Here is a 23,851-nt window from a genome sequence, read left to right on the forward strand (position 1 = left end):
CTTTACAAATAAATTGAAAACTAACGTTCCTTGACTTCGTACTCGAGGTAGCGGAGCACGTTAACGGCACGGGCAGCCTCTTCGGGAGTCTTGAACGCGAGCAACAAAGTCCCAGCCACATTTTCGCGCACCTTCATCAGTTCGATGTCGCGGATATTCAAACCTTCTTGGGCGAGCGGCTGCATTACGCTGAGGAGCGCACCCGGCTTGTCCTTGAGCTGCACGGTAATTTCGGAAAAAGACGCGGCGGCGTTCCTGCCCGGGACAAACAAGCTCGCCCTCCCGTCGTTGCCGGCCTTGAAAATACGGGCCAACGCCTCAGAATGGTCGTTCTCGCCCTCGGCAAGCGGCTTTGCGCCGTCCACCACAGCAAGCGAATTCATCGCCTCGATAGTCTTGTCCAAGCCTTCGCGGACTTCGCGCAGGGCAAGCACGGTCTCATCGCGGTTCGTGACAGCAATGTCGTGCCACATTCCCCAACCGCTCGCGGCAATGCGGGTCATGTCGCGGAAGGCACGCCCCGCATAGTGCTGGTAATTATGCTTAAGCAGGCGCTCCGGCAGCCCCGCAGCAAGCGTAGAACTCAGCATCTGCGGCATGTGGCTTACCCAGGCCATGGTCCGGTCGTGATGTTCCGGAGGGAACACGACCGCGTTGGCTCCCAAAAAGCGCACCAACTCCAAGAGCGGAGCATAAACCGATTCGTCCGTCCCTTCTGGCGGGCAGACGAACCAATAAGCATTCTCGTAAATCGCCGGGTCACTGAACTCGCAAGTCCTCTTCTCGGAACCGGCCATCGGGTGGCTACCCACAAAGCGGAATGGCCGCGGGAGCCTTGCACCGGCCTTGCAAATCTGTACCTTGGTGCTGCCAATGTCGCTCACCAGGCACGGCTTCGCGCTCTCGTTACCGGCCCACGAAACATGGCCCAGCGCATCAAGCGTCTTGAGGATATGGAGAATCGGAGCACAGAGCAAAATCAGGTCGCAATCCTTGGCCCACTCCTCTACCTGGCCGTATTCGAAACATTCGTCCACCAAGCCGAGATCCTGGGCGCACTTCAAAGTCGAAGGAGAACTCACCGCACGAATCTTCGTGGGCAAACCGGCCTGCTTGATAGCCGATGCGATGGAACCGGCCAACAGGCCGAAACCGACCAGGGCAATGCGCCCCGACGAAAGCCGAGTAGCAAGACCTTCTGCCATCTATTCCTCCACCTTGCGGGTTTCTTCCATGATGACTCCGAAAATTCTCTTTATCGAGTCCGGAGTGAGCGGAGCACCCGACTCATGAGCCAGGCGGGCCTTTTCTGCCACAGCATCCAATACGCCCTGTTCCCTCGAAGCATCGAAAACCGGGAGCCCCTGCCGCTTTTTTATTTTACCAATCTCTTCGGCATAGGACGCCCGCTTGTTCAGGAGGGCAATCAGTTCGTCGGTCAACCCGTCAATCTTCGCGCGCCAGTCATTAATATCCATACCCCCGAATGTAGAAAAAAACAGAAAATGCTTTTATAAAGCATAAGGAAAATTTTTTAAAATGCGGGAGGGGACCGTGCGGCCTTCGCTAAAGTGAGCAAGTGAGCGTCGCAGCGGCAAGCAAAACAGCCTAGCTTAACCTTATACATCGTGAGATATCTGATTAGGTATAATGATAACGGGATAGCGTCTTGAGAATGGAGCGTCGGCCACAACCTTTTAAGGTGAGCGCCGCAGCCATACTTGTATGGCTATGGCCGAACCGTAAGGTTGGCGTTTGCGCCAGGAAGGGGAGGGTGCAGGGAGGGGACCGTGCGGCCTTCGCAACTCCGAGCTGGGTCCCCTCCCGCATAATCTTCATAATTACACATTAGAAAAAATAGCCCTGAATACTCAATACCCACCCACGTTCTCTCAAAACAAACAAATCAAGCCCTCGCAAAAAAGTTAAATTTCCTCGCAAAAAAGTTAAATTTCCTCGCATGAAAAAGTCAGTACCTATTACACTGCTCACCGGTTACCTCGGAGCCGGTAAAACCACCCTCCTCAATTTCGTCCTCAACAACCAGCAAGGCTACCACGTCGCCGTCATCGTGAACGATATCGGCGAAGTGAACATCGACCAGACGCTCATCGAAAAGGGCGGAAACATCACCAAGGAAGATTCCGGCAAGGTCGTCCCGCTCTCCAACGGCTGCATCTGCTGTTCCCTCAAGACCGACCTCCTGGAACAGATTGCCGAACTCCTCGAAATGAACAAGTTCGACTACATCCTCATCGAAGCGAGCGGCATCTGCGAGCCCATCCCTATCGCCCAGACCATCTGCATGGCCGGAAGCCAGCTGCGGAGCCGCGACGGGCGCCCCCTCCCCTGCCACCTGGACAACATCGTCTCCGTGGTGGACGTCGCCCGCCTCGCCGACGAATTCGCCGGCGGCCAGAAACTCCTGGACAAGGACCTCGAAGAAGAAGACATCGCGAACCTCCTCATCCAGCAAATCGAATTCTGCAACACCATCGTGATGAACAAGGTCGATAGTTTGTCCAAAACCGACCTCGAACACGTGAAGGCCGTGGTGCGCGCATTGCAGCCCGAAGCCAAGATGATCGAGACGAACTACGGCAAGGTCGAGATGAAGGATATCCTCGACACCAAGCAGTTCGACTTCGAAAAGGTCGGGAATTCTGCCGCCTGGGCCAAGGAACTCATGAAGGAAACGGCTCCCGAAGACATCGATGACGACGACGATGACCACGACGAGCACGAGCATCACCATCATCATGACCACGACGACCCTTCGACAAGCTCAGGGACCGAAGGACATCATCATCACCATGACCATGATCACGAGGACCACAGCCATTGCGACCATGAACACGGCGTGTGCCACTGCGGCCACCACCACGACAAGGACCATCCGCATGGCGACGAATATGGCATCAGCACGTTCGTTTACGAACGCCGCCGCCCGCTCATCCGCGAACGTTTCGAAGTTTTGCTGGACGACTACCCCACAAGCATCATACGCACCAAAGGACTTGTGTGGTTCGAAGACGACCGCGACAACAGTTTCTTGTTCGAACAGGCCGGCAAGCAGGCTTCTGCCCAGAATTTCGGCCCCTGGTTCGCTTCCGAAAACGAAGAAATGCAAAAGCGCATTCTCCGCGAAAACCCGGACCTCGTAAAAGTGTGGGACGATAAGTACGGCGACCGCATCATCCGCCTCGTATTCATCGGCCAGCACATGGACAAGAAGAAGATTATCGCCGCGATGGATTCCTGCCTCGGCGAATAATTTTCGAAAAAACTTCAAAAACTACATCGACGCGCCCCGACCCAGTCGGGGCGTTGTTGCATATACGCCCCAAGTGTTGCATATAGAAAATATTTTCACAGACAAGGCTAAAAAATTGTGATTTTTCTCAAATTTCTAAATTTTTGTTGCATAAACATATTGACTTTTTGAAAATATCTATGTACATTTTTGAATGATGAAACCGATTATTGAATATTCTGATTTTCGCCAGTTCATGCTGGACTACTACGAGGACCGCAAGCATCGCTCCGCGTTCTCGTGGCGTGAATTCTCGAAAATAGCGGGGTTCTCCTCGTCGTCGTACATGAAGGTGGTCTGCGAAGGCAAAAGCAAGCTGAGCCGCATCGGGGTGGAACGCACGGGCAGCGCCATGGGTCTCGTGGGCTTCGAAATGGAATATTTCCGCGCCATGGTCGAATTTGGCCAGGCCCCCACCGAAGAAAAGAAGAAGGCCGCCTACGAACGCATGCTTTCCATCGCCAAGGTCCACAAGGTGCGCGTGATGGAAGGAGACCTGTTCGAATTCTATGATTCCTGGCAAAACCCGGTGGTGCGCGAACTCGCCCCGCTGATGCCGGGAGCCACCCCCGGTGAAATCGCCAAGCAATGCTACCCCGACATTTCGGCAGCCGAGGTACAGCAAAGCCTGAATTTCCTTACGAAAGCAGGGCTCCTGAAAAAATCCGGCAACAACGCCTTTGTGTTGGCCGAAACATCCATCAAGGGAACACCCGATGCCACGCGCCTTGCGCTCCGCGGAATGCACCGGATGATGTCCAAGCTCGCGACCCCCGCAATCGACCTCCCTGTGAACGAGCGCAACTTCAGCGGAGTCACGATGGGCCTTTCTCGCGAATCCTACAACAAAATCGAGACCGTTCTGGACGAATGCCGCCAAAAAATCATCTCCATCGCCGCCGAAGACAAGAACATCGAGCAAGTTTACCGCTTAAATTTACAACTGTTCCCGCTGACCAAAAACGTAAAGGAGTGCGAAAATGAAAATGCTTAAGTCTTCCGTTCCTTTCGCTTTTGCAATCATGGTTGCGGCCTGTTTTTACACGGGCTGTTCCGACACCTCGAGCCTTGCAGGCACGGCCGAAGAGCCGAACGAACTCGCCAAAAACGACATCGATCTGAGATCGTCCAGTTCCAGCGAATCCAGTTCGTCTGTTCCAGAATCGTCGTCTTCCATCAAGACTCCAGCTTCCAGCGCAACTTCTTCGGACGCGAAATCCAGCAGTTCCGTAATCCCGTCCAGTTCTTCGATTTCCTCCAGCAGTTCCAAACCAGAACCGCAATCAAGTTCATCGAAAGATCCTGACGATTTCGCATTCAATTCCAGCGCATCGGAAGATCCTCAAAAGACCCCCGCCATGGACACCACCTCGCTTGAATACTACATCGCCCAATTCGGATTAGTGGACCCGGAACTGAACAACAGCGTTCTTGCGAGCCGAATCGCCTACGAGAAATCAGTCCCGCCCCCACAAGGCAATGATTCGAACACGCAGAGCACTCCTCCGACCGCCCAGACGACAGAATTCGACGTCCCGTGGCCAGCCGTATTCGTCAAGCAGAACATATACGCCTTGGAGTATTACTTCCCCGCCTTCGCCAAGGAAAATGCCGCTTTAATAGATTCCATCGCAAAAGGCACCGCAAGCGACAGCTGCAAACTCTACATGCAGAACACATGGGGCAATTCGCATTCTATCGGGCATTTCCTTGGGGCTGTTACCCGCGATACCGTCATTGTGTACGACATCGCCGCAGGCAACTGCACCGAAACAACACAGGACAAGAGAATCCGGTTCCTGTTCCGCTACTGCGGCGAATTCAAGTCCCATCCTGAAATCGTACACATCACTCTCGACGCCCATATTCCCGAAGACAAATGCCCGGTCCAGAAACAGGATGCGGAATGGTATAACGAAAGATAACGAGGAGAAACAACATGAAATCCGTTTTCGCTATCCTTAGCCTTTCAACCCTTGTCTTTTTTGCAGCCTGCGACAGCGATTGCTCCTGCGAACCGGTCAACGCCTCTTGCCAGGAGGGGGCATCCAACAATATACCCGAAGCAAAATCGTCTAGCGACTTTACGCCTGTCGATACAGTCCCTTCGTCTTCGTCCGTGATTGAAAGCTCTTCTGCCGGAATAGAGAGCAGTTCCTCGACACTGCCCGAAAGTTCCTCCGACGACACCAAAAGTTCTTCTTCGCTGGTCAGAAGTTCCTCATCCATCAACGAGTCCAGTTCCGCTTCGGTAAGTTCAAGTTCTGCAGGATTCTTGGAAAAATGTATGGATTTCTCAAGCATGTGCAGAAATTGCGAAGGGCCATTTTGCCCACTCCCCTATAGGCCCTGCAACGAATGCCGTGAAGAAGGAATGATGGCAGAAGACTGTGTGACTGGTGGCGTGTACAAGTGTGAAAACGAGTCCTGGTATCTGACACAAGAAACCCAGTGCATGAATGTCGCACAGATTCCATGCAAGAACGATTCCACGAAATGCGGACGCAAGATTTGCAACTCGAACGCCCCCTGGACAATGACAGACTGCGAAAGCGGCGACGAGTACGTGTGCGCCGGATCCTACTGGACGCTCATGAAAAAAACGGAATCCTGTACCGTTATTATCGGTGCCGGGGATAGATATGAATCCATTCGCTGTAATAGAAGTGAAGCGGGAACAAGAACCATCGATTGCGCAAGAAACATCGAATACGAATGCCAGCTCGGAGGGTATTGGCAAGAAATCAACCCCACCATAGGAGATACTTGCCTGGTCGAAGGCAGCATCGTGGAAGGTTACATAGAAAAATCCGACAGCACGAGAGACTTTACAATATTCATGTGCTACGAAGGCAAATGGGAAAAATACCGTGGCAGTTTCCAATCATTCAGTTGTGTAGACGTATCCATCGTCCGTACGCCATGCGACGTAAACGATGCGGCGAACGAATGGATACACCAAGGCGACTGCGATTACCAATGCCGCAATGGCGTGTACGAGTTTGTGCCAAAATTGGCCGACGAATAAAAGAGTAAAAAAAGGAGTTCCACAATGAAAAACAAAATGCTTTTATCGCGGTTCGGAGCCGCGACATTAATTGCTGCGTTCGGATTGGTCGCTTGTGGCGACGACAGTTCCAGCGGGCCGATTGTTTCCAATGAAATAAATACTTCGGAGACCACTCCTGCATCGTCCGAAACGATACACTCTTCCGATTCGAAAACGACGAGTTCCGAAAGCACACAACCGGCTTCATCTGGGAATGAGCAACCGGCATCCAGTGGCACCGTTAACGAAAATTCTAGCTCCGCTGGAGTGCAATGCGATGCCTTGGCACCGGAATGTGGCTATACGCTCGAAGAACTATGCGCAATGGGCCATACGAGCTATTGCACGGGGAGTTCCTCTTCGACAGCGAATTCAAGTTCGTCGCGATCCAAAGAACAGTGCGTGCCTATGCCGCACCTTGGAGATGCCGAAGGAATCGCCTACCAGATTCCGATATGCACCCCAGAACAAGAAGGCACGACACAGCCCGACTGCGAAACCGACGATGTGTATGTTTGCCTAGATAGCCGCTGGACCAATATCCAGACCGAAACCTGTCGCCACATTACCGACGTTGGCGACACGAAAAAGCCGCACCCCTGCGAAACCGCATTCGACGTCGCGATGGATTGCACCAAGAACTTCTACATGATGTGCGCAGGCGGAATCTGGCTCAATGCGACGGGATGCGATACAACCAAGGAAAAATGCGGGTTCACAGACTACAAGCTCTGCAACGATTTTAACCTCAGGGAATACTGCAAAGACGACTGGCTCAACGAGCCCTGCCAAGGCGGCGATTCTCGCGCTTTGAGGGTATATGACAACGAGAATTCCACGAGCTATAGCAACATCGACTACATGTGTGTAGACGGAAGATGGGAGAACCGCATGAACTATTACTGCTCCGAAGGCAGGGGTTGCGGTTCGGGCGGTTTCCAGCATTGCTATGAAAGCGACATTATCGGTACAGCCTGCGATGACAAGAACAAGGACACCACGTGGATTCACAAGGACGACTGTGACTTTATGTGCGTGAACGGCAAGTACGAATTTATGGCACCCCCGACAATGTAATACGAATGGAGGATAAAAACATGAAAAAGAATATTTTGTTCAAGACATTCGATTGCGTAACCCTAATCGTCTCATTCGGGCTGATTGCCTGCGGCGATGACTCGAGTTCCAACCCCATTTCTAACACACCCTCATGTACCGCACTTACTCCTGAATGTGGCGTGCCTTACGAAAGCAGTTCTTCTCCGGTAGTAGATAATTCTTCCGATGCAGGAATTACATCGTCTGATGCCGCAAGTTCCTCGTCCATCGTGTTGTCCAGTTCCAGCATCGAAAACGTCGAAAGTTCGTCATCGGTAGTAAAGCCCAATTCGTCAAACTCCGGCGAAACGTGCATCCACATGAGCGACATTCCTGCCGACAGCGATTCTGACCCTTGGTGTTTCAACCAAGAAGGCCAACACGCCGTGGACTGCTTCACGCACGAGGCCTACCTCTGCGCAAAGGGTTTCTGGGAGCCGGCCCAAGACTGCGACACCACCAAAGAAAGGTGCGGGTTTGACGACTACAAGCTCTGCACGAAATTCGGCATCGATGAGTTCTGCAACGACAAGTGGCTTAACGAGCCTTGCTCCGAAGAAGACGGAAGTCGAGATCTCCACAGACGGGACTCCACCGGTGCAGAAACCAATGGATTCATCAACTATATCTGCGTCGACGGCAAATGGGTGGACCGTTTCAGCCTTTACGAGTGCAGCACAGGCAAAAATTGCGGTGGGACAAGCAAAGCCGAGTGCAGAACGAATGATATCATCGGTACCGCCTGCGATGAAAAAGACAGAGAGAACTCATGGATTACCAAGGACGGTTGTGAATTCCAATGCAGAGACGGCAAGTACGAATTCGTTCCGCCACCCGTCTACTAAATCAATCCATTAATCTTCAAAGGCCCTGCACAGGGGCTTTTTTTTAATGCTTTGCACTTGCTGTTAGCTCAGCTTTGTTCCTAATAATTTTGCCATGTCTGGCGGGAAGTCGTGATTTTCAAATTCACGGGGTTCGTCCCAATACGGGAGCAAAATCTGCACTTTGTACGCATAAAGCATCTGGTGGTGCGCCCCCAAAACCCGGTAATCTTCTTCAGTCAGCTCTCCGCGGGTCATCTTGTCGTAATAGACGCCCCCATGGCTATAAAGGCGGTCGCCCACGATGGGGAAACCCAATTCCAGTAGATGCGCACGAATCTGGTGTTTGCGCCCGGTCAAAAGTTCAGCCTCGACCACGTCAAGCATTCCCAAGTCCGGGTGTTCTACCGAGAATAGCTTGCGGAAGCGCGTATGGCAAGGCTTGCCGTCATAAAAATGGTGCATGCGCAGCCGAATCGGGTCGGTAGGGTCTTCGCGCAGCGGCATTTCGCAATCCACGACGCCATCCTTATCCACCGAAACACGCCGACCGAGTTTCGCAAAAAAATGTTCTTCAGGAACAGGCCCGTCGGGGAAGCCCGCAGGCACGACGGCCAAGTAGAACTTGCGCAACAAAATCCGGTCTAGATTCTTTTGGAAACGGGACGCCGTAGAGGCATCCTTCGCAAATAGCATGAGCCCGCCGGTATCGCGGTCGAGCCGGTGCATCGGGGTGGCCGACTCGCAGTCAAAGGCCCTGCGGATAATCGCAGCAAAGGTATTGTAGAAAATACGGCCCGTATGGTGAACCGGAACGCCCGCCGGTTTTGCCACCAGCAAAAACTCGTCATCCTCGAAAACCGTCGTGAAGTGGGTCGGGACCTCAGGTTCGGTATAATTCTCCACGTGGTAGACCACTTTGTCGCCGCGATGCGCGATGGACTCTACTGTGGCCACCTCGCCGTTCAGCGTCACGAGCCCGCGTGTCAGGCGGTCAAACCAGTCTTCGCGACTATGATAGGTAAAACGCTCGCACAGGGAATCCAGCAAAAAACGTCCGTCCTGTTCAGGGCGAATTTCGCTTTCGAAGAACATATCCGATGGGGCTTTCTCGTACTGCATAATCCTATCGTCCTAAAGCAACCCAATCATTCAAGCTTGGTTCGAACGTATCCCGAAGAATCGCGGGCTCCTTCTTTGACTTCAAAGGCAAGCGCACCGATCACGGCGCCATCCTTGAACGCCGTTTCCACGCGGTACTTGCCTGCCGGGGCGTTCGTCTTTTTGCTGTAGCTGCGGTAGCCCATCTCGCGACCACCATTGATACGCATACGCCCAGAAGACACCCTGTCCGTCAACTTGTATGTCGCATCGTTTGGGCCCTTGTAATACCAGCGGTACTCGATTTCGGCCTTCAAATCGGCCGGGGCGTACACAGAACTCAAGTAGTAAAGCGGCATGTCGGCATCGCGGTGTACCGACGATGACTTCAAACCGAGTTTCTGCAAAAAGCTCGGCGCATCGACATCGCAACTGTAATCCGTCTTGTCGAAGTTGATGCAGGCCACCTGTTGCTTGAGCACGAGCGGCACCGGGGGAACCCAGTTCATCACATAAGCCGTAATCAATGCAGCACTGATGGCAATAGGCGCAATCAGCACCTTCTTGCTACGGCGGGACACCTTCTGGATAAACACGCATATCCCTAGCGAAAGGAGCGTGCTGAACACGAACAGAATAAGCCCGATTCTATGGACAAGGTAAGGGATGGTGAAGTTCAGAAACATGGTGCCGAGCAAACAGAGGAACGCAAGGCTCACGCCGAAACTTTCGTACTTCTTCTGCAAGAATTCGTTACCCACAAGGAGGATCGCAAGCAAAATCACCAAGATAAGCGAAGCGATGGAACCGCTACTCTTGAAATAGCATACCACAAGCGCACTGAACAAGCTACCGAAGCAGAATTGCACCGCCCAACTGAAGCGGTTCTTCCAAGTTTCACTCCATTCACGGTCCAAAAAACGGTGTTCCACGACAATGGCGTTTTCGGGTATCGCCGTAGATTCGTAACCAACGTCGTTCGCAATTTTCTGGGCAACATTTTTCGCCTGGCTAGAGGCCGTTTTCAATTTTTCGGAGGCGGCATCCGTGACCGTCTTGAGCTTTTCAGAAGCAATCCCGGTCGCCGGCTTCGCGAGGTTCGACACCTTGGAAACGGCGGACTTTACCTGCCCAGGAATGATTGGACGGCTATCCCCGTCCTTCCTTGTAAAGGGATTCAGACGGGAAACAAAGCCTGTACGAGACGGGGCCTTCGCAACTGCCGCAGGTGCCGACTTGGGCGGAACAGGAGCGGGTTTGGGAGCCGCCTTCGCTTGCGGGCGCGGCGCGGCCGCACGGGCCGCCATGATACGATCCCTGGTCCAGCCTTCGGGGTGTTCCATGTGCGCCGACAGGAGAATCACAAGGATGAGCGCACCCGAATAGTATGCAAGCAAGAAGATAAGGTCACTGTTCTCGACCATCTGCCCGAGCGTCACGGAATCCCAGAAGAATCCGCCCAGGAAAGCGATTGCCGGGAAGAACTTTTCCGCCTTCTGTACAAAAGGTTTCTGTCGCAGGTTATCAACGAATTGCATGATTACCCCTTAAAAATCAAACCCTATATAAGTCGTGTTCACGAATATAGTCGTACACACACTGTTCCAGACCTTCCGGCTTGTCGCTGCTGCAAAGCAACGCCTTCCGGATAGCCGTGCTAGAATAGATGCCGTCAAAACCGTTTTCCGGGCCGAGCCAGTAGAGCGGCGCATAACCGTTCGCCTCGTGTACCGCAAGATCGGGCTTGGGGTAACCTCGACGCGAAAAAACAATCAGTTCGAAATCGCGCAAGAGCAAATGGCCGTTGTAGTTCGTGCCGTAAAAATTCAGCGGGTCACGCCAATGAGGGATGCCCTGGTAGCTGTCGGCCCCCACAAGCAAACGGAAATTCACATCGGGGAACTTAGCCTGAAGCCCCTGCAAAAAGACATACGTCCCGCGAAAATCCCCCTGCTGGATTTCTTCGTCCGACAAAACAAGGCGCGGGTCATCTCCTGTTACCAACTCAAGCATCGCAAAACGGTCTTCCGGGGAAGCACAGAGCGTCTTGTCCCAGCGATCGGGACTCGGGATAAACCAGACTTCGTCGCAAAGGCCCCGACGGAGGCAATGGCGCGCCACAGAAACATGATCCTTATGTACCGGGTCGAACGCACCACCCATAACAGCCACATTCTTCATGACATGTTCAATCACAAACACAACCGCCTAGTAAACATACGTGGCAAAGCCAATATTGAACTGCAGACGAGTCCCTTCGACAGACTCGTTCAGGAACGGATCGTAATGATCCGACACCCAGCGGTAACTGATTTCCGCAAAAAGCATCGCCTTGCCGAAAAGAGACAGGATAGAACCTACACCGGCAGCCCATTCGTTCCACGCCACGTCACCGAGGTCGCTCAATTCCTTAGACCGGGAATAGCCACCCATCATATAAAGTTGACTCAAAAGGTGAACACCGAGTTCGATATCGAAGTCGGAATGCTCGATATCCGTTTCCTTGCCATTGTCCGGTTTTTCGGAATAGTCAAAGAACCCGTAACCGGCGCGCAAGAAACCGAAACCGGGATACCAGAAACCAATCATCGGTTCAATCTGGCGAAGTCCAAGACCGCGCTCCTTCCCCACGCCCGTACCGCTACCAAAGCCGAGGGCGCCCCCCACGAATATGGGCACATGGATATTGACGGTCGTCGTAGACGAGGACCCCAAATCCGTTGACGGGGCCGTCTGCCCAAAGGCCACGGCCGCGCAAACAGCTATAATCGCAAGAAATCGTTTCATGTCACATTACCAAGATAATGGCGAACGCAAGGCCAACAACCACGTTAAAAACAGAGTCCACCCTGGCCAAGATAAAGAAATTCTTTGATATTCTCCCTTCGCGGATAATCCGCGTCACCATGGCGTCGCTACAGAAAAGCGAAACCGCCGCCTTGCACGCGACAATCAGCGTTATCCACCAGACAAGGCCCGAGAAAAAGGAGAGAAGCACGACAGCAACAGAAATGGCTAACGAGAGCCCGAAATTGGAATAGCGGATCGATGCGCCCGAAGACTCGCTCTGCGCCATCAGGTGGCGGAATTCGTCCACTTTGTCGCAAATGGAGGCGTATGCGGTGATAGCCTGGGACATATTGTACCCCACCAGAATAACGGCAGCGACGATTGCGATTTTGATGACGATATCCATTTATTGCACCTGAATACACCCAATATAATTTTTTAGATGGCGGCAAATTACATCGGAGCATTAAAAATGCTACATTGTAGCCGAATGTTAGAAGACGACGAATTCGAAGGAGCCCAGGCAAAGCACACGTCAAAGCCATCCAGACGTGACCACCGGTCCCGTCGCATTGACGCTATGCGCGAATGGAACACCGGAGTCGTCGACGAGCGCCCGGTCAAGGAGCGTTTCAGCAGAGAATTCAAGAAACCCAAAATCAAGCGGATCAAGAATCCCATCGAAAACATCGGCGAAGAAAACTGCGAAAAGGGCCTCGTGGTGGAAGTCCACCGCCGCACCTGCGAAGTCCGCCTAGAAAACGACCCCTACACGGTCGTCACGGCCATGTACCGTGCGACAACGACCAAGGAACTGGGCGAATTCCCCACCGTCGGGGACCGCATCCTTTTGGGCCAGGTCAACGACGGCGAAGACGACGGTTCGGGAGTCGGCTCCCAGAAATACTGTGTCGTCCGCGTTTTCCCCCGCAAAAGCGAACTCCGCCGCCCCGGCCCGCGCGACAGCTTTTACAAGCAACAGACTCTCGCTGCAAACATTGACCAAGTCATCATCGTCGCAAGCGTCGTCCAACCCGAATTCAACTACGGATTTGCCGACAGGTTCCTGCTTGCCGCAAACCTGAACAACCTCCCCTTCGTCATGGTGCTGACCAAGATGGACCTGCTGGGGGACGCGCCGATGCCCGAAGCCATCCAGGACTTCATCAGCATCGTGGACAAGTTTATCCCGGTGAGCGTCAAGACCGGCGAAGGCCTCGACGATTTGCGCAAAGTCCTCGAAGGGAAATCCTCCGTTTTCAGCGGGCAGAGCGGAGTCGGCAAGTCGACACTCATCAACGCGCTCGTCCCAGATGCAGAACTCCGCACAGGTGACGTACGCGAACGCGACGGCAAGGGCCGCCACACAACTACATCGTCGAGCCTGCTGGATTTCCCCGGCGGAGGCTACGTCATCGACACCCCGGGCATACGCAGCATCGGCCTCATGGACATGGAAGCAGAGACCCTCGCAAAGATTTTCCCCGGATTTTTCGAAGGCGACCTTTTCACATGCAAGTACAGCAACTGCATGCACCTCAAGGAACCCGGATGCGCCGTAAAAGAAGCCGTCGAGAACGGGACACTCAGCCGCGCCCGCTACGAAAGCTACCTTAGAATTTTAAATTCAGGGAAATAGAAGATGCTCGCCGCCCTTTTCAAGATGACCCGCCCCAAGAACATCGTGATTGCCGTAATCACGCTTGTAGTTGGGTATGCTTTGCTAAAAAATTATCCGTCTATATTTAGCCTCGTATTGCAATCGCTCGGATTTGCATTCGCCATCGGGTTTGCAAACATCCAGAACGACATTTTGGACCTAGAAAGCGACAAGATGAACCGCCCCGAACGCCCGCTCGTGACCGGAAAGGTTTCGGTGAAGGCCGCTCGCAGGGCGTGGATTGTCTTGTTCGTCCTGATGCTCCTTTGCGGCGGCGGAGACAGCCTCATCCAAGCCTTCAGCGACAACGGGCTTTTCTTTTGGAAGCGTCCGACCGCAATATGCTACCTTTCTTTCCCGCTATGGTTTTTCCTGTTTCTCGGCTTACTCCTCATCGCCTACAATAAGTGGCTCAAGCATATTCCTCTTTTGAAAAACATGATAGTCGCCTTCCTGTGTACGACTCCCCTGCTTTTTGCCGTACAGCATTTTTTCCAGTTCAATACAAGTTGCGTCCATACAGAATTCCTTTGGGCGATCATCCCCGCGATTCCATTCGCATTCCTACTCACGACCGCTCGCGAAATCTACAAGGACCTGGAAGACGAAACGGGCGATTTGAAGGCGGGCATCATGACCTTCCCGCTTATCGCGGGCTCGGCGACGGCGCGGAAGCTTGCCGGCGCGATTATCGTTTTCACATGGATTTCGTTACCGATTCCGGTATTCTACATGGACAAGGTGTTCGGGCACAACTACCCACCGCTGTTCCTGATTATTACGGGCATAGCGCTCACACCGATATTTGCCTATGTGCTTGTGCAGGCGCACAAAGCACAATACAGAAAATCGCAATCCGCTGTGAAGATTGCGATGTTTGCCGGGCTCATCGCCCTTATTGTGTGCTGCTAGATTATTCAGCGAGTTTCATCCGGCCACAGTAGGCGCCACGGGCCGTGGGCTTACCCTGCAACTTGCGGCCCTTCAGGTCGAAGTCGCGAGCCATCTTGTATTGCTCGGCAGGCAGCCTCGTGCGAGCAAGCGCCGATTTATATTCGTTGAACCTTACAATCACGTATGCCTCTTCGACATCGCTGTAATTCTTGTTCCCTTTTACTTTGTAAAAGACCTTGTATTCACCCGATTTCCTGACAGTCGGGAGTTCCGATGAATATGTACCATTCACGCCCACCTTATAGAGCAACGTACCATTTTCAGCCTTTCCCTCCCAAACAAGCTGCATTTCCCGGTCCGGATCATAGAGTTCTTTGTTGGGAGTTGGCGCCACCAAGAGTTTCGCAGGAGCCTTCTTGATTTCTACAGTAAAGCTCTTCTCGCCTATGCCATAATAATTTTCGTCACCCTTTACTTGGTAATAAACCGTATATTCACCAGCATCCGTAGCCGCCGGGAGTACATTCATGTATTGGCCATTCTTTCCGAGTTTATAAAGAATCTTGCCATGTTCAACCCTGCCTGCAACAACAAGATCCTGCTCCTGGCCCGTATAGACAAGATTTTTGACAGGGGACGGTGCCGCCACGAGTTTTGACTCAAGCCTGTTAATTTTCACAGACAAGCTATCTACACCGAGATCTTCGTAATTCTCGTCGCCTTTCACCTTGTAATAAATCGTGTACACGCCCGCCTTTGTCGCCTTTGGCAGTTGTTCAGTAAATTTGCCCTCTTTATCTAGCTTGTACATAATTTTGCCATGCTCGGCATCGCCTGCCACAATGAGCGTCTGAGCCTTACCCGTATAGGCGAGATCTTTGATTGCGCTGGGAGCCGTCACAAGTTTTGCTGGTTGTTTGACAATAACAGCCCACTGCGCATAAAGCGTCACAATATCACCAGCGACATCTGTGAGGTTCTTGACAGAAGTTTTATCATCGTAAGCAAGCCCTGTACCATCAACTTCAGTATTCCACCCATCAAACACATAACCACTACGAGTAAACTTATTTTCCGTAAGAACAAAATATCTTCCATAAATTAAGCGTTGCCCATCCATAGAACCAGCGCCACCATTAGAATTGAACACCACATCGTAAGTCTCGAAAATAAAGAGCGTATCTGAAACACCATCGGGATATTCAATATCAGCAACCCTTATTGTACCGCAACTACCTTCACTGGTGCCAATAGTGCGCGACGTTTTATTAGATATTTTTGCGATTACCTTAGTCACACCATCCGTAATCAAGATATATCCAGCACTCCCCCTATAGCCACCACCAATAGCGCCTCCGCCATTACCGTTCTCGCTACCAACAGCAGTTACCGTACCACCACTGATTGTGATATTACCGACACTGCCCTGAAGACCCCCTCCAATACCCGCACTAGATGTACCAGCCTTAACAGAAACGATTCCGCCGCTAATCGTAATATCCTGGCAAGAAGCCGATTGACCGGAACCAATACCGGCAGACGTATAACGGCTCGATGCCGTAATAATGCCACTTTCGATTACGATATTGCCACAATCTATTTCTAGACCGCCACCAATTCCAGCACCCGCAATGCCGCTGGCATCAAGCGAACCAGTTCCCTTGATGGTCAACGTATCATTAATCGGCACATGAATGCCAGGATAAGATTGATAGAAGCCCTTCACTCTGTTCGCACCCATGAGAACAATCGTGCAGTTGCCTTCACAAGAAATTCCCGCCCATTTATAAGCATCGTTATTCACACCCTCGATAATTACGCTGTCAAGAGTCACCGTAGCACCATCAGCGATGGATATCTTGTAATAGCCAGCAAGCGAATCCGTCAACGTGTCACCATCATGAGCCCTGTAATCCCCCTTCAATTCTGCGAGATTTCCGCCGAACCACTGGGCATATAACGTAATTTCGCCCTCAGATGCCGCAAGATTCCGCACAGAAGCCATATCAACATAGTGAGTGCCGCTGCCATCGGCCTCTGTATTCCAACCAGCAAATAAAGAACCATTCTTGGTAAATGCGTTTTCTGTAAGCACTTGTTGAAGCTTGCAAAAAGCGCTTTGGTCTTCCATTGTCCCTTCACCACCGTTTTTATCAAAATGAATCGTATAAGTTTCAGTAAAGGGGTATTCTAACCTGTTGTCTGTAATTTCGCCCGTTTCTACACCAGCGATGAAGACATGATTAATAATATCATTCTCAGAATAAGAATCAACAATGCCGATACTGTAAGTGGCCTGCGCCCCCGCCACAGCTTCGACATGAGTTTCATCGCCACTAATCAAGACACGTTCAATAGAACAATAAATGCCACCGATACCCGCTGCAGCATGGGAACCCACGGCCTTCACCGTACCACCGACAATCGAAATATTACCAGCAGTCGCCAAAGCACCACAACCTATCCCCGCAGCAAACGAACTATCGCTTCGGGTTTCGATTACACCCCCACTAATCGTGATGTTGCCGACAGAGCCACCAGGAGCACCTCCGATAGCGGCTCCTTGCCAAGCCCCCTTGGCAACAATAGAGCCCCCTTCGATTTCAATGTTTCCACAATCTATATCCTTGCCGCAACCAATACCGGCACCTTTCCCATTACTGCCTACATCAAGTGAGCCATCGCCCTTGATAGTGAGCGTACTACCACTCGGCACATAAATGCCGGGATAAGAATTGTAGAAGCCACGTACCTTATTATCGCCATTCAGCACAATCGTGCAATTGCCCTCGCAAGTGATCCCAGCCCATGGATAGGCTTCGTCATCCTCGCCCACAATGATTGCACCATTAAGCGTCACCGTCGCACTGTCGGCAACGGATATCTTGAAATTGCCGGTTAGCGAGTCTGTCAACGTGTCGCCATCCTGGACAACCGTATTAGACGTAACCAATGATAAGTCCAAGGCATTTCCCGCAAATGTCGCAGCAGCAGAGAGGGCGATTGTTGCGACAGCCATCGGCAAATTCATTAATTTCATAATTTAACCTTTTTTATTTTACAAGAATTTTTATAAAAAATCCCACTTCAAGTTTAATTTTTTTCAAAGGAAAAAACATGAGGGCGGAAAAGAACTGGGAAAGAAATTCTTTCCCGTTCTTTCTTTTTACCCTTCCTTGGAATTATTTTACAAGTTTCATCCTGCCGACATAAGCACCACGAGCCATAGACTGGCCTTGCAGTTTGCGGCCCTTCAAATCGAAATTGCGTTCCATTTCGTATTGTTCAGCAAACACTCTAGCCTGGCCAATCGAAGTCGGTTTCTCGGCAATTTCAACAGTCAAGCGCATTTCCGATACATCGCTGTAATTCCTATCGCCCTGAACCATGAAGTAAACCGTGTACGTCCCCGGCTCAGTCGCTTTCGGCCGTTTTTCAGAGTACTCGCCGTCCTTACCCAGTTTATAGAGTACGGTGCCGTTTTCAGCTGCACCCGCATTCACGAGGAACTGTTCTTCACCCGTATAGACAAGATCCTTGACGGCGCTAGGCATAACTGCGAGTTTCGACGCACGCTTTTCGATTTTCACAACCAAGAAGTTTTCGCTTACATCGTTATAATTTTTGTCACCCACCACTTTATAGTAAACAACGTACTTGCCTGCATACCTAGCAGTCGGGATATCTTCCGAATAATTGCCGTCAAGCCCAAGCTTATAGAGGACAGTTCCGTTTTTGGCCGTGCCAGCCCTCACAAGCGTCTGATCCTTACCTGTATAGACAAGGTCGTCAAAGGCTCTAGGAGCAAGCACGAGCTTTGAATCGGCCTTGGCAATTTTGAACGCCACGGTGACTTCGCCAGCATAATCATTTTTGCCCACGATGGTCGCAGTCATCACACCCGCATTCTTGTTTCTGGAATAGTTCACGCTATAGTCCTTCCCCTTGGTAAGTACCGTCTTACCATCAATCACAACCACCTCGGGGTTAAGAGGCGCGCCCGTGTAAGTCTGCAAAGAATCATAGAGAACGATAATGTCGCTATGGCTCAACTTTTTAACCCACTGCGCATAAAGCTTCACCGTAGCATCGGCTTTATCGGTCAGATTTTTCACCTTGGCGTTGTTTTGGAATTGGTCACCTTTGCCATTTCGCATCGTATTCCATCCGTTGAACACGAAATCCTTGCGAACAAATTTATTCTTTAAGAGTTCCGCTTCTTTGTCATAAGCAACCGACATACTGTCCATGGTACCGGTGCCACCGTTAGCATCAAAGCGAATCACATACTTATTAGCAAGCCACTGCGCATGGAGGCACACACGACCACCGGCCGAATCCGTGAGATTCTGGACAGAATCTCTATCGGCATAAGCATCGCCTTTGCCATTTTCCTTCGTATTCCACCCGTTAAACGTGTATCCGTTACGGAAGTAAGGATTCGGCAAAAGCTCTACCTTGGGCGCATCGTAAAAGAAATACTGGGGACCAATCTGGCTACCCGCTAGGCGAAAACCGCCGTTGGCATCAAAATACACCAGATATGTCTGGAATAAATAAACGCTATCGGCAACACCTTTTTCGAACTCGACCCCCGCTAGATTTACAAGACTGACTTCATTAGTATCTTCGGGAGCATTTGCGCCGAGTCCAATACTGTACGGGGCATTTTCCCCAGCTTTCGCTGTAACTTTGGGCACATTTTTGCCAAAAGAGATCAATCCGACTGATCCACCTAAACCACCACCGATACCGGCAGCTGAATCACCACCTGTAGCCATGACGGTGCCGCCGACAATTTCGATGGAGCTTATTGCTCCCTCGTAACCGCCGCCTATGCCAGCGCCACCGAAGCCACCCAAAGCAGTGATCATCCCGTCCTCTATCACAATATTACCACCATTTATATTGTGACCGCCACCGATACCGGCCGCGTAACCGTTACTGCGAGCTTCCAACGAACCCTCACCCTCAATATAGAGGCTATCATCCTCAGGCACAAAGATTCCAGGGAACCCTTCATAGAACCCCGTAACCTTGTTTTCGCCTTCTAGGATGATCGTGCAGGATCCCTCGCAAGTGATTCCGGCCCACGAATAAACACTATCATTCACCCCATTGATGGTCACACCATTAAGCGTCACTGTGGCGCTGTCGGCAATCGATATTTTAAAATTGCCGCTCAAAGTGTCCGTCAGCGTATCGCCACTCAGGGCTACCGTATCTGACGTAACCAACGATAAGTTAATGGTTGTCCCCCCAAATGCCGCAGCCGTAGACAGAACAGTCGCAATGGCTGCAATTGACATATATGTCATTTTCATTGTACATCCCCCTATTGTGAATTCTGCAAAGACAAGTTATTGCAAAATTTCAGTATAAGTTTACCTCTTTTTTTTAAACAAAGTCAACGTCTCCAAAAAAATGAAGGAATCCGTGATTTTTTTCTCATGTTTTCGACTTTTTACATTCGAACGGTCAAAAAAGAGACCCTGCCATGGGACAATATGGACGTATTACATATTTTGTAATACACCTTTCGGGGCAAAATGAGCGTTTCCAGAGCCCAATATTTACCGAACAAGAGCCCAAACGGAGCCAAAAAAGCCAAGCGGGAATACAGGCTCCCTTACATTTATTGTAATACCAAAATCGCCTCAAACCCGCATAAATAAAGGGATCCAGCGGTTCCAGTCCAAGAAAAAAGTATAAGGAACCCACGAGCCGAGCCCATGCCCAATTCCTATATTTTCGCGCGACCGCTTCCCTGCTTGCACCCGTCCGGGTGGGCTGTGACCTTCGAGGTAGGGGGAGCAAACATTTCAAAGAGGCGTTATGCTCGACGAATTGCACGAAGAATGCGGCGTTATCGGCATTTACAATGGCGACAACGTTGTACGGAATATCACCATGGGGCTTTATGCCCTGCAGCACCGCGGCCAGGAAAGTGCCGGATTCGCAGTCACCGATGGAGACAAGGTACGCGTCCGCAAGTCCATGGGGCTTGTATCCACCCTGCTCCGCGAACACAATGTCGATGAACTGCAAGGTTTTGCAGGCATTGGCCACGTACGCTACAGCACCACCGGGGCATCGACGCTCGCCAATGCGCAGCCGATTCTCGTGAGTTGCAAATGGGGGCAGATCGCTGTCGCCCACAACGGCAATATCACGAACGCGAACGAGCTCCGCGCCGAGATGGAAGCCGAGGGGCACATCTTCCAGACGACATCCGATTCCGAAATTCTCCTGCACGAAATCGCACGCACCGAGGCCGACACCTTGGGAGATGCCATCAAGAAGGCCATTTCCAAATTTACCGGCAGTTTCTGCCTCGTTTTCATCTGCAAAGACACGATGTTTGTGGCCCGCGACGGCTTCGGGTTCCGCCCGCTCTCCATCGCCCGCATGGGGAAAGCCTGGTGCGTAGCCAGCGAGACTTGCGCCTTCGATTTGCTGGGCGCCCACTACATTCGCGATATCCAGCCGGGCGAATTTTTGACCATATCAAACAACGGTCTCCATTCCGAGCGGTTCACCCACAAAGACCGCCTCGCCCACTGCATTTTTGAATATATCTACTTCAGCCGCCCCGATTCCAAGATTTTTGAACAAAGTTGCGATAAAATCCGCCGCAAGATGGGCAAGCAGCTCGCCAAGGAATGCCCTGTAGACGCAGACATCGTGATTTCCGTGCCCGACAGCGCCACAACCGCAGCACTCGGATACTCGCAGGCCAGCGGAATCCGTTTTGAAATCGGGCTCCTCCGCAACCACTATGTGGGCCGCACCTTCATCGACCCCACACAGAACGTGCGCGAACAAAAAGTGAAGCTCAAATTCAACCCCATCGAAGGGGTGCTCAAGAACAAGCGCGTGTGCGTTGTCGAAGACTCCATTGTGCGCGGCACCACTCTCAAGATTTTGTCGAGGATGCTCCGCGACGCAGGCGCCCTCGAAGTCCATATCCGCATCGCATCGCCTCCTGTTGCGCATCCGTGCTTTTTCGGGATGGATTTCCCGAGCCAGGGCGAGCTTGCCGCCAGTTCCATGACACCCCCCGAAATTGCGAAAATGCTGGGAGTCGAAAGCCTCGGCTACCTGAGCGTGGAAGGGATGAAGGAATGTACCGGCGAAGGCGAGAACTACTGCGCCGCCTGCTTCGACAACGACTACCCCGACTACATCGGGACAGACACGAACAAAACTCGCTGTGGGTAAAAGAAACGAAGGCTAAATCCTTCGTTTTGATTAAACTTGATCAAAGGTCCACTTGACGTGGTCCATCATGAAGTCATGCGCATCAAAGGCCAAGCCAAACTGGTCCTTGATTTTGCTGACATCAAAGAGCATCGGGTCGTCGGACCAGCCGAGATCCGTTTCCACGATTTTGGACTTGCAGCCAGGCTTCAGGGAAATCATCATCTCGGCAATTTCCTTCCAGCTAATCCATACTTCGCCGAGCCCGAGGAAAATTTCCTCGTTCTTGTCGGATTCCAGAACCTTCATGTAGAGTTCGGCTTGCTGGCTCGCATGGATGAACTGCGTTCCATCGTTCTTGATGATATTGATGTCCTGATTGTCCTTGACGGCACGCGCCATGTCGAAAAAGCGCCTGTCGGGCTGGGAACAACCATCAATGTACGCCGGATTGCCGAACGTGTACCCCGGACGGATGATATTGCGTTTCATCTTGACATCGGGGAAATAGCGGCCATAGCCATGCGTAAAGCCAATCACGAAAGCCTCGCCCGCCGCCTTGGTCGCCCCGTAGAGGTCCATCGGCAAGTTGCTGGTCATTTCGCGCATCACAGGGCGCATGCGGCCCATTGCCGCCGTACTGCTCGTGAAGATAAATTTTTCGCAACCCGCGCTGGCAGCCATTTCGAGGAGGGCCACCGTAGCACGCGTATCGTTCATGAGGATGGCGCCCGGGGTATCGCCCCAGCCAAGCGCAATATGGATGCAGGCGTCGCACCCTGCCAAGCCCTCGCCGAGCTTGTCAAAATCCGTAAGGGACGACTCTACAAAAGAGACCTTTTCATTGGAGCGCAGCGAAGGCATCTTGTTGGGGTGACGAGTCGCAATGACGACATCGTGGCCTTTTTCAAGCAACGCCTTGACTACATAGTGTCCAATGAATCCTGTACCGCCCGTAACGAATACACGCATGCCAATATCCTCACATTTGGTTTATAAATATAATCTCTTTGAACCCCAATAGACAATGTAAACCATTTTTTCCAACATAAATAATCCTTATTTCAACGAATTATATGAATCATCGATGCTCAATATCACAACGCAGCGAATTTCCTACGGAATTTTTCTAAGTTTTCAGCGTATCAGTGGGATTCTTCAATCCCTAACCACTATTTACCAACCACTAACCACTTTTTATCATGGATATTAACGAACTCGCTCAAAAGCACATCTTGAACCAGCCGCTCTACGTGACCGGCAAGCCCATCGCCTACACCGCCCGCGAATTCGGCCTCGACCCGAAAGAAATCGACAAGCTCGCGAGCAACGAGAACCCGTTCGGCCCGAGCCCGAAGGGCATGGAAGAGGCCCGCAAGGCTTTGGAAGAAGTGAACCTCTACCCGGATGGCGGCAGCTACGACCTCATCGGAAAGATTGCTGAGTTCCGTGGCGTGAAGCGCGAACAGATTGCTGTGGGTAACGGCAGCAACGAGCTCCTGGACATGATTGCCCAGGTGTTCCTCGGCCCCGGCACCGAAGCCGTGATGGGCAAGCACAGTTTTGCCGTCTACAAGCTCGCCACCATGGCGATGAACGCGAAGATTATCGAAGTCGACATGCCGGCCCCGGCCTACAACTACGACCTCAAGGCCATGCGCGCCGCCGTGAACGAGAAGACCCGCATCGTGTTCCTCGCGAACCCGAACAACCCGACCGGTTCCGACCTCACCGCCAAGGAAATCATCGACTTCGCCGACAGCCTCCCGGAAACCTGCGTGCTCGTGATGGACGAAGCCTATACCGAATTCATCGAAGACACGCCGGAACTCGTCCCGGATTTCAACAGCCGTATCGCCGAAGGCAGGAACATCATCTGCTGCCGTACGTTCAGCAAGATCTACGGTCTCGCAGGCCTCCGC

At 51.9% G+C, this 23,851-nt stretch carries 20 protein-coding genes; 10 read left to right on the forward strand and 10 right to left on the reverse strand.

The genetic code is table 11. The features are described from left to right. Window positions 1-20: 20 nt before the first annotated feature. Together Q0Y46_RS11000 and Q0Y46_RS11005 are read right to left on the reverse strand one after the other, a co-directional pair. On the reverse strand, window positions 21-1,205 hold the full coding sequence (locus Q0Y46_RS11000; RefSeq protein WP_297947369.1) for a prephenate dehydrogenase/arogenate dehydrogenase family protein: 1,185 nt from the start codon (window positions 1,203-1,205) through the stop codon (window positions 21-23). Continuing rightward, window positions 1,206-1,478, reverse strand: coding sequence for a chorismate mutase (locus tag Q0Y46_RS11005; protein ID WP_290960615.1), 273 nt, complete (start codon window positions 1,476-1,478; stop codon window positions 1,206-1,208). A gap of 482 nt (window positions 1,479-1,960) precedes the next feature. Between Q0Y46_RS11005 and Q0Y46_RS11010 the strand changes: the two genes are divergently transcribed. The 6 genes from Q0Y46_RS11010 to Q0Y46_RS11035 all read left to right on the forward strand — a co-directional run bounded on the left by Q0Y46_RS11010 (window position 1,961) and on the right by Q0Y46_RS11035 (window position 8,305). Next, window positions 1,961-3,274: a GTP-binding protein gene (locus Q0Y46_RS11010; protein WP_297947371.1), complete on the forward strand. Its 1,314-nt coding sequence runs from the start codon at window positions 1,961-1,963 to the stop codon at window positions 3,272-3,274. Window positions 3,275-3,470: 196 nt separating this feature from the next. After that, a complete protein-coding gene (locus Q0Y46_RS11015; RefSeq protein WP_295681301.1) occupies window positions 3,471-4,307 on the forward strand; it encodes a TIGR02147 family protein in 837 nt (278 codons plus the stop codon). Further along, window positions 4,294-5,238, forward strand: a complete 945-nt coding sequence (locus Q0Y46_RS11020) for a hypothetical protein (protein WP_297947374.1) — start codon at window positions 4,294-4,296, stop codon at window positions 5,236-5,238. Before Q0Y46_RS11015 ends, Q0Y46_RS11020 begins: the two co-directional genes overlap by 14 nt. 14 nt (window positions 5,239-5,252) lie before the next feature. After that, window positions 5,253-6,341 (forward strand): hypothetical protein, encoded by a 1,089-nt coding sequence (locus Q0Y46_RS11025; protein ID WP_297947376.1) that lies wholly within the window; start codon window positions 5,253-5,255, stop codon window positions 6,339-6,341. Window positions 6,342-6,365: 24 nt separating this feature from the next. Continuing rightward, window positions 6,366-7,439 (forward strand): hypothetical protein, encoded by a 1,074-nt coding sequence (locus Q0Y46_RS11030; RefSeq protein ID WP_297947378.1) that lies wholly within the window; start codon window positions 6,366-6,368, stop codon window positions 7,437-7,439. A gap of 20 nt (window positions 7,440-7,459) precedes the next feature. Further along, entirely contained in the window at window positions 7,460-8,305 is an 846-nt protein-coding gene (locus tag Q0Y46_RS11035; RefSeq protein ID WP_297947380.1) for a hypothetical protein, read from the forward strand. A 63-nt stretch (window positions 8,306-8,368) separates the two neighbouring features. On the opposite strand, the gene Q0Y46_RS11040 is transcribed toward Q0Y46_RS11035, so the two are convergent. Genes Q0Y46_RS11040 through Q0Y46_RS11060 form a run of 5 tightly spaced genes read right to left on the reverse strand, consistent with a single transcriptional unit; the run spans window position 8,369 to window position 12,581 of the window. Beyond that, window positions 8,369-9,406: a pseudouridine synthase gene (locus Q0Y46_RS11040; RefSeq protein WP_295681292.1), complete on the reverse strand. Its 1,038-nt coding sequence runs from the start codon at window positions 9,404-9,406 to the stop codon at window positions 8,369-8,371. Window positions 9,407-9,432: 26 nt separating this feature from the next. Beyond that, entirely contained in the window at window positions 9,433-10,923 is a 1,491-nt protein-coding gene (locus Q0Y46_RS11045; protein WP_297947382.1) for a DUF2914 domain-containing protein, read from the reverse strand. Window positions 10,924-10,939: 16 nt separating this feature from the next. Next, window positions 10,940-11,581, reverse strand: a complete 642-nt coding sequence (locus Q0Y46_RS11050) for a nicotinate-nicotinamide nucleotide adenylyltransferase (protein WP_297947384.1) — start codon at window positions 11,579-11,581, stop codon at window positions 10,940-10,942. Window positions 11,582-11,593: 12 nt separating this feature from the next. Beyond that, window positions 11,594-12,172 (reverse strand): hypothetical protein, encoded by a 579-nt coding sequence (locus tag Q0Y46_RS11055; RefSeq protein ID WP_295681283.1) that lies wholly within the window; start codon window positions 12,170-12,172, stop codon window positions 11,594-11,596. Between the two features lies 1 nt (window position 12,173). After that, window positions 12,174-12,581 (reverse strand): hypothetical protein, encoded by a 408-nt coding sequence (locus Q0Y46_RS11060; protein ID WP_297947386.1) that lies wholly within the window; start codon window positions 12,579-12,581, stop codon window positions 12,174-12,176. An 84-nt stretch (window positions 12,582-12,665) separates the two neighbouring features. On the opposite strand from Q0Y46_RS11060, the gene rsgA reads away from it, so the two are divergent. Continuing rightward, complete coding sequence (rsgA, locus tag Q0Y46_RS11065) at window positions 12,666-13,814, forward strand: ribosome small subunit-dependent GTPase A (RefSeq protein ID WP_297947388.1); 1,149 nt, start codon at window positions 12,666-12,668, stop codon at window positions 13,812-13,814. A gap of 3 nt (window positions 13,815-13,817) precedes the next feature. Continuing rightward, window positions 13,818-14,747, forward strand: a complete 930-nt coding sequence (locus Q0Y46_RS11070) for a geranylgeranylglycerol-phosphate geranylgeranyltransferase (RefSeq protein ID WP_297947390.1) — start codon at window positions 13,818-13,820, stop codon at window positions 14,745-14,747. Between the two features lies 1 nt (window position 14,748). Here Q0Y46_RS11070 and Q0Y46_RS11075 read toward each other — a convergent pair whose 3' ends face one another. Continuing rightward, window positions 14,749-17,769, reverse strand: a complete 3,021-nt coding sequence (locus Q0Y46_RS11075; RefSeq protein WP_297947392.1) for an InlB B-repeat-containing protein — start codon at window positions 17,767-17,769, stop codon at window positions 14,749-14,751. A gap of 142 nt (window positions 17,770-17,911) precedes the next feature. Continuing rightward, on the reverse strand, window positions 17,912-20,053 hold the full coding sequence (locus tag Q0Y46_RS11080; RefSeq protein ID WP_295681271.1) for an InlB B-repeat-containing protein: 2,142 nt from the start codon (window positions 20,051-20,053) through the stop codon (window positions 17,912-17,914). Between the two features lie 511 nt (window positions 20,054-20,564). On the opposite strand from Q0Y46_RS11080, the gene purF reads away from it, so the two are divergent. Beyond that, complete coding sequence (gene purF, locus Q0Y46_RS11085) at window positions 20,565-21,950, forward strand: amidophosphoribosyltransferase (protein WP_295681268.1); 1,386 nt, start codon at window positions 20,565-20,567, stop codon at window positions 21,948-21,950. A gap of 30 nt (window positions 21,951-21,980) precedes the next feature. Here the strand turns inward: purF and Q0Y46_RS11090 are convergent, their stop codons facing one another. After that, complete coding sequence (locus Q0Y46_RS11090; RefSeq protein WP_295681266.1) at window positions 21,981-22,901, reverse strand: NAD(P)-dependent oxidoreductase; 921 nt, start codon at window positions 22,899-22,901, stop codon at window positions 21,981-21,983. Between the two features lie 230 nt (window positions 22,902-23,131). On the opposite strand from Q0Y46_RS11090, the gene Q0Y46_RS11095 reads away from it, so the two are divergent. After that, the coding region (locus tag Q0Y46_RS11095) for a histidinol-phosphate transaminase (RefSeq protein WP_297947395.1) at window positions 23,132-23,851 on the forward strand (720 nt) is incomplete at its 3' end.

The sequence above is a fragment of the uncultured Fibrobacter sp. genome (assembly GCF_947305105.1).
Taxonomy (GTDB): domain Bacteria; phylum Fibrobacterota; class Fibrobacteria; order Fibrobacterales; family Fibrobacteraceae; genus Fibrobacter.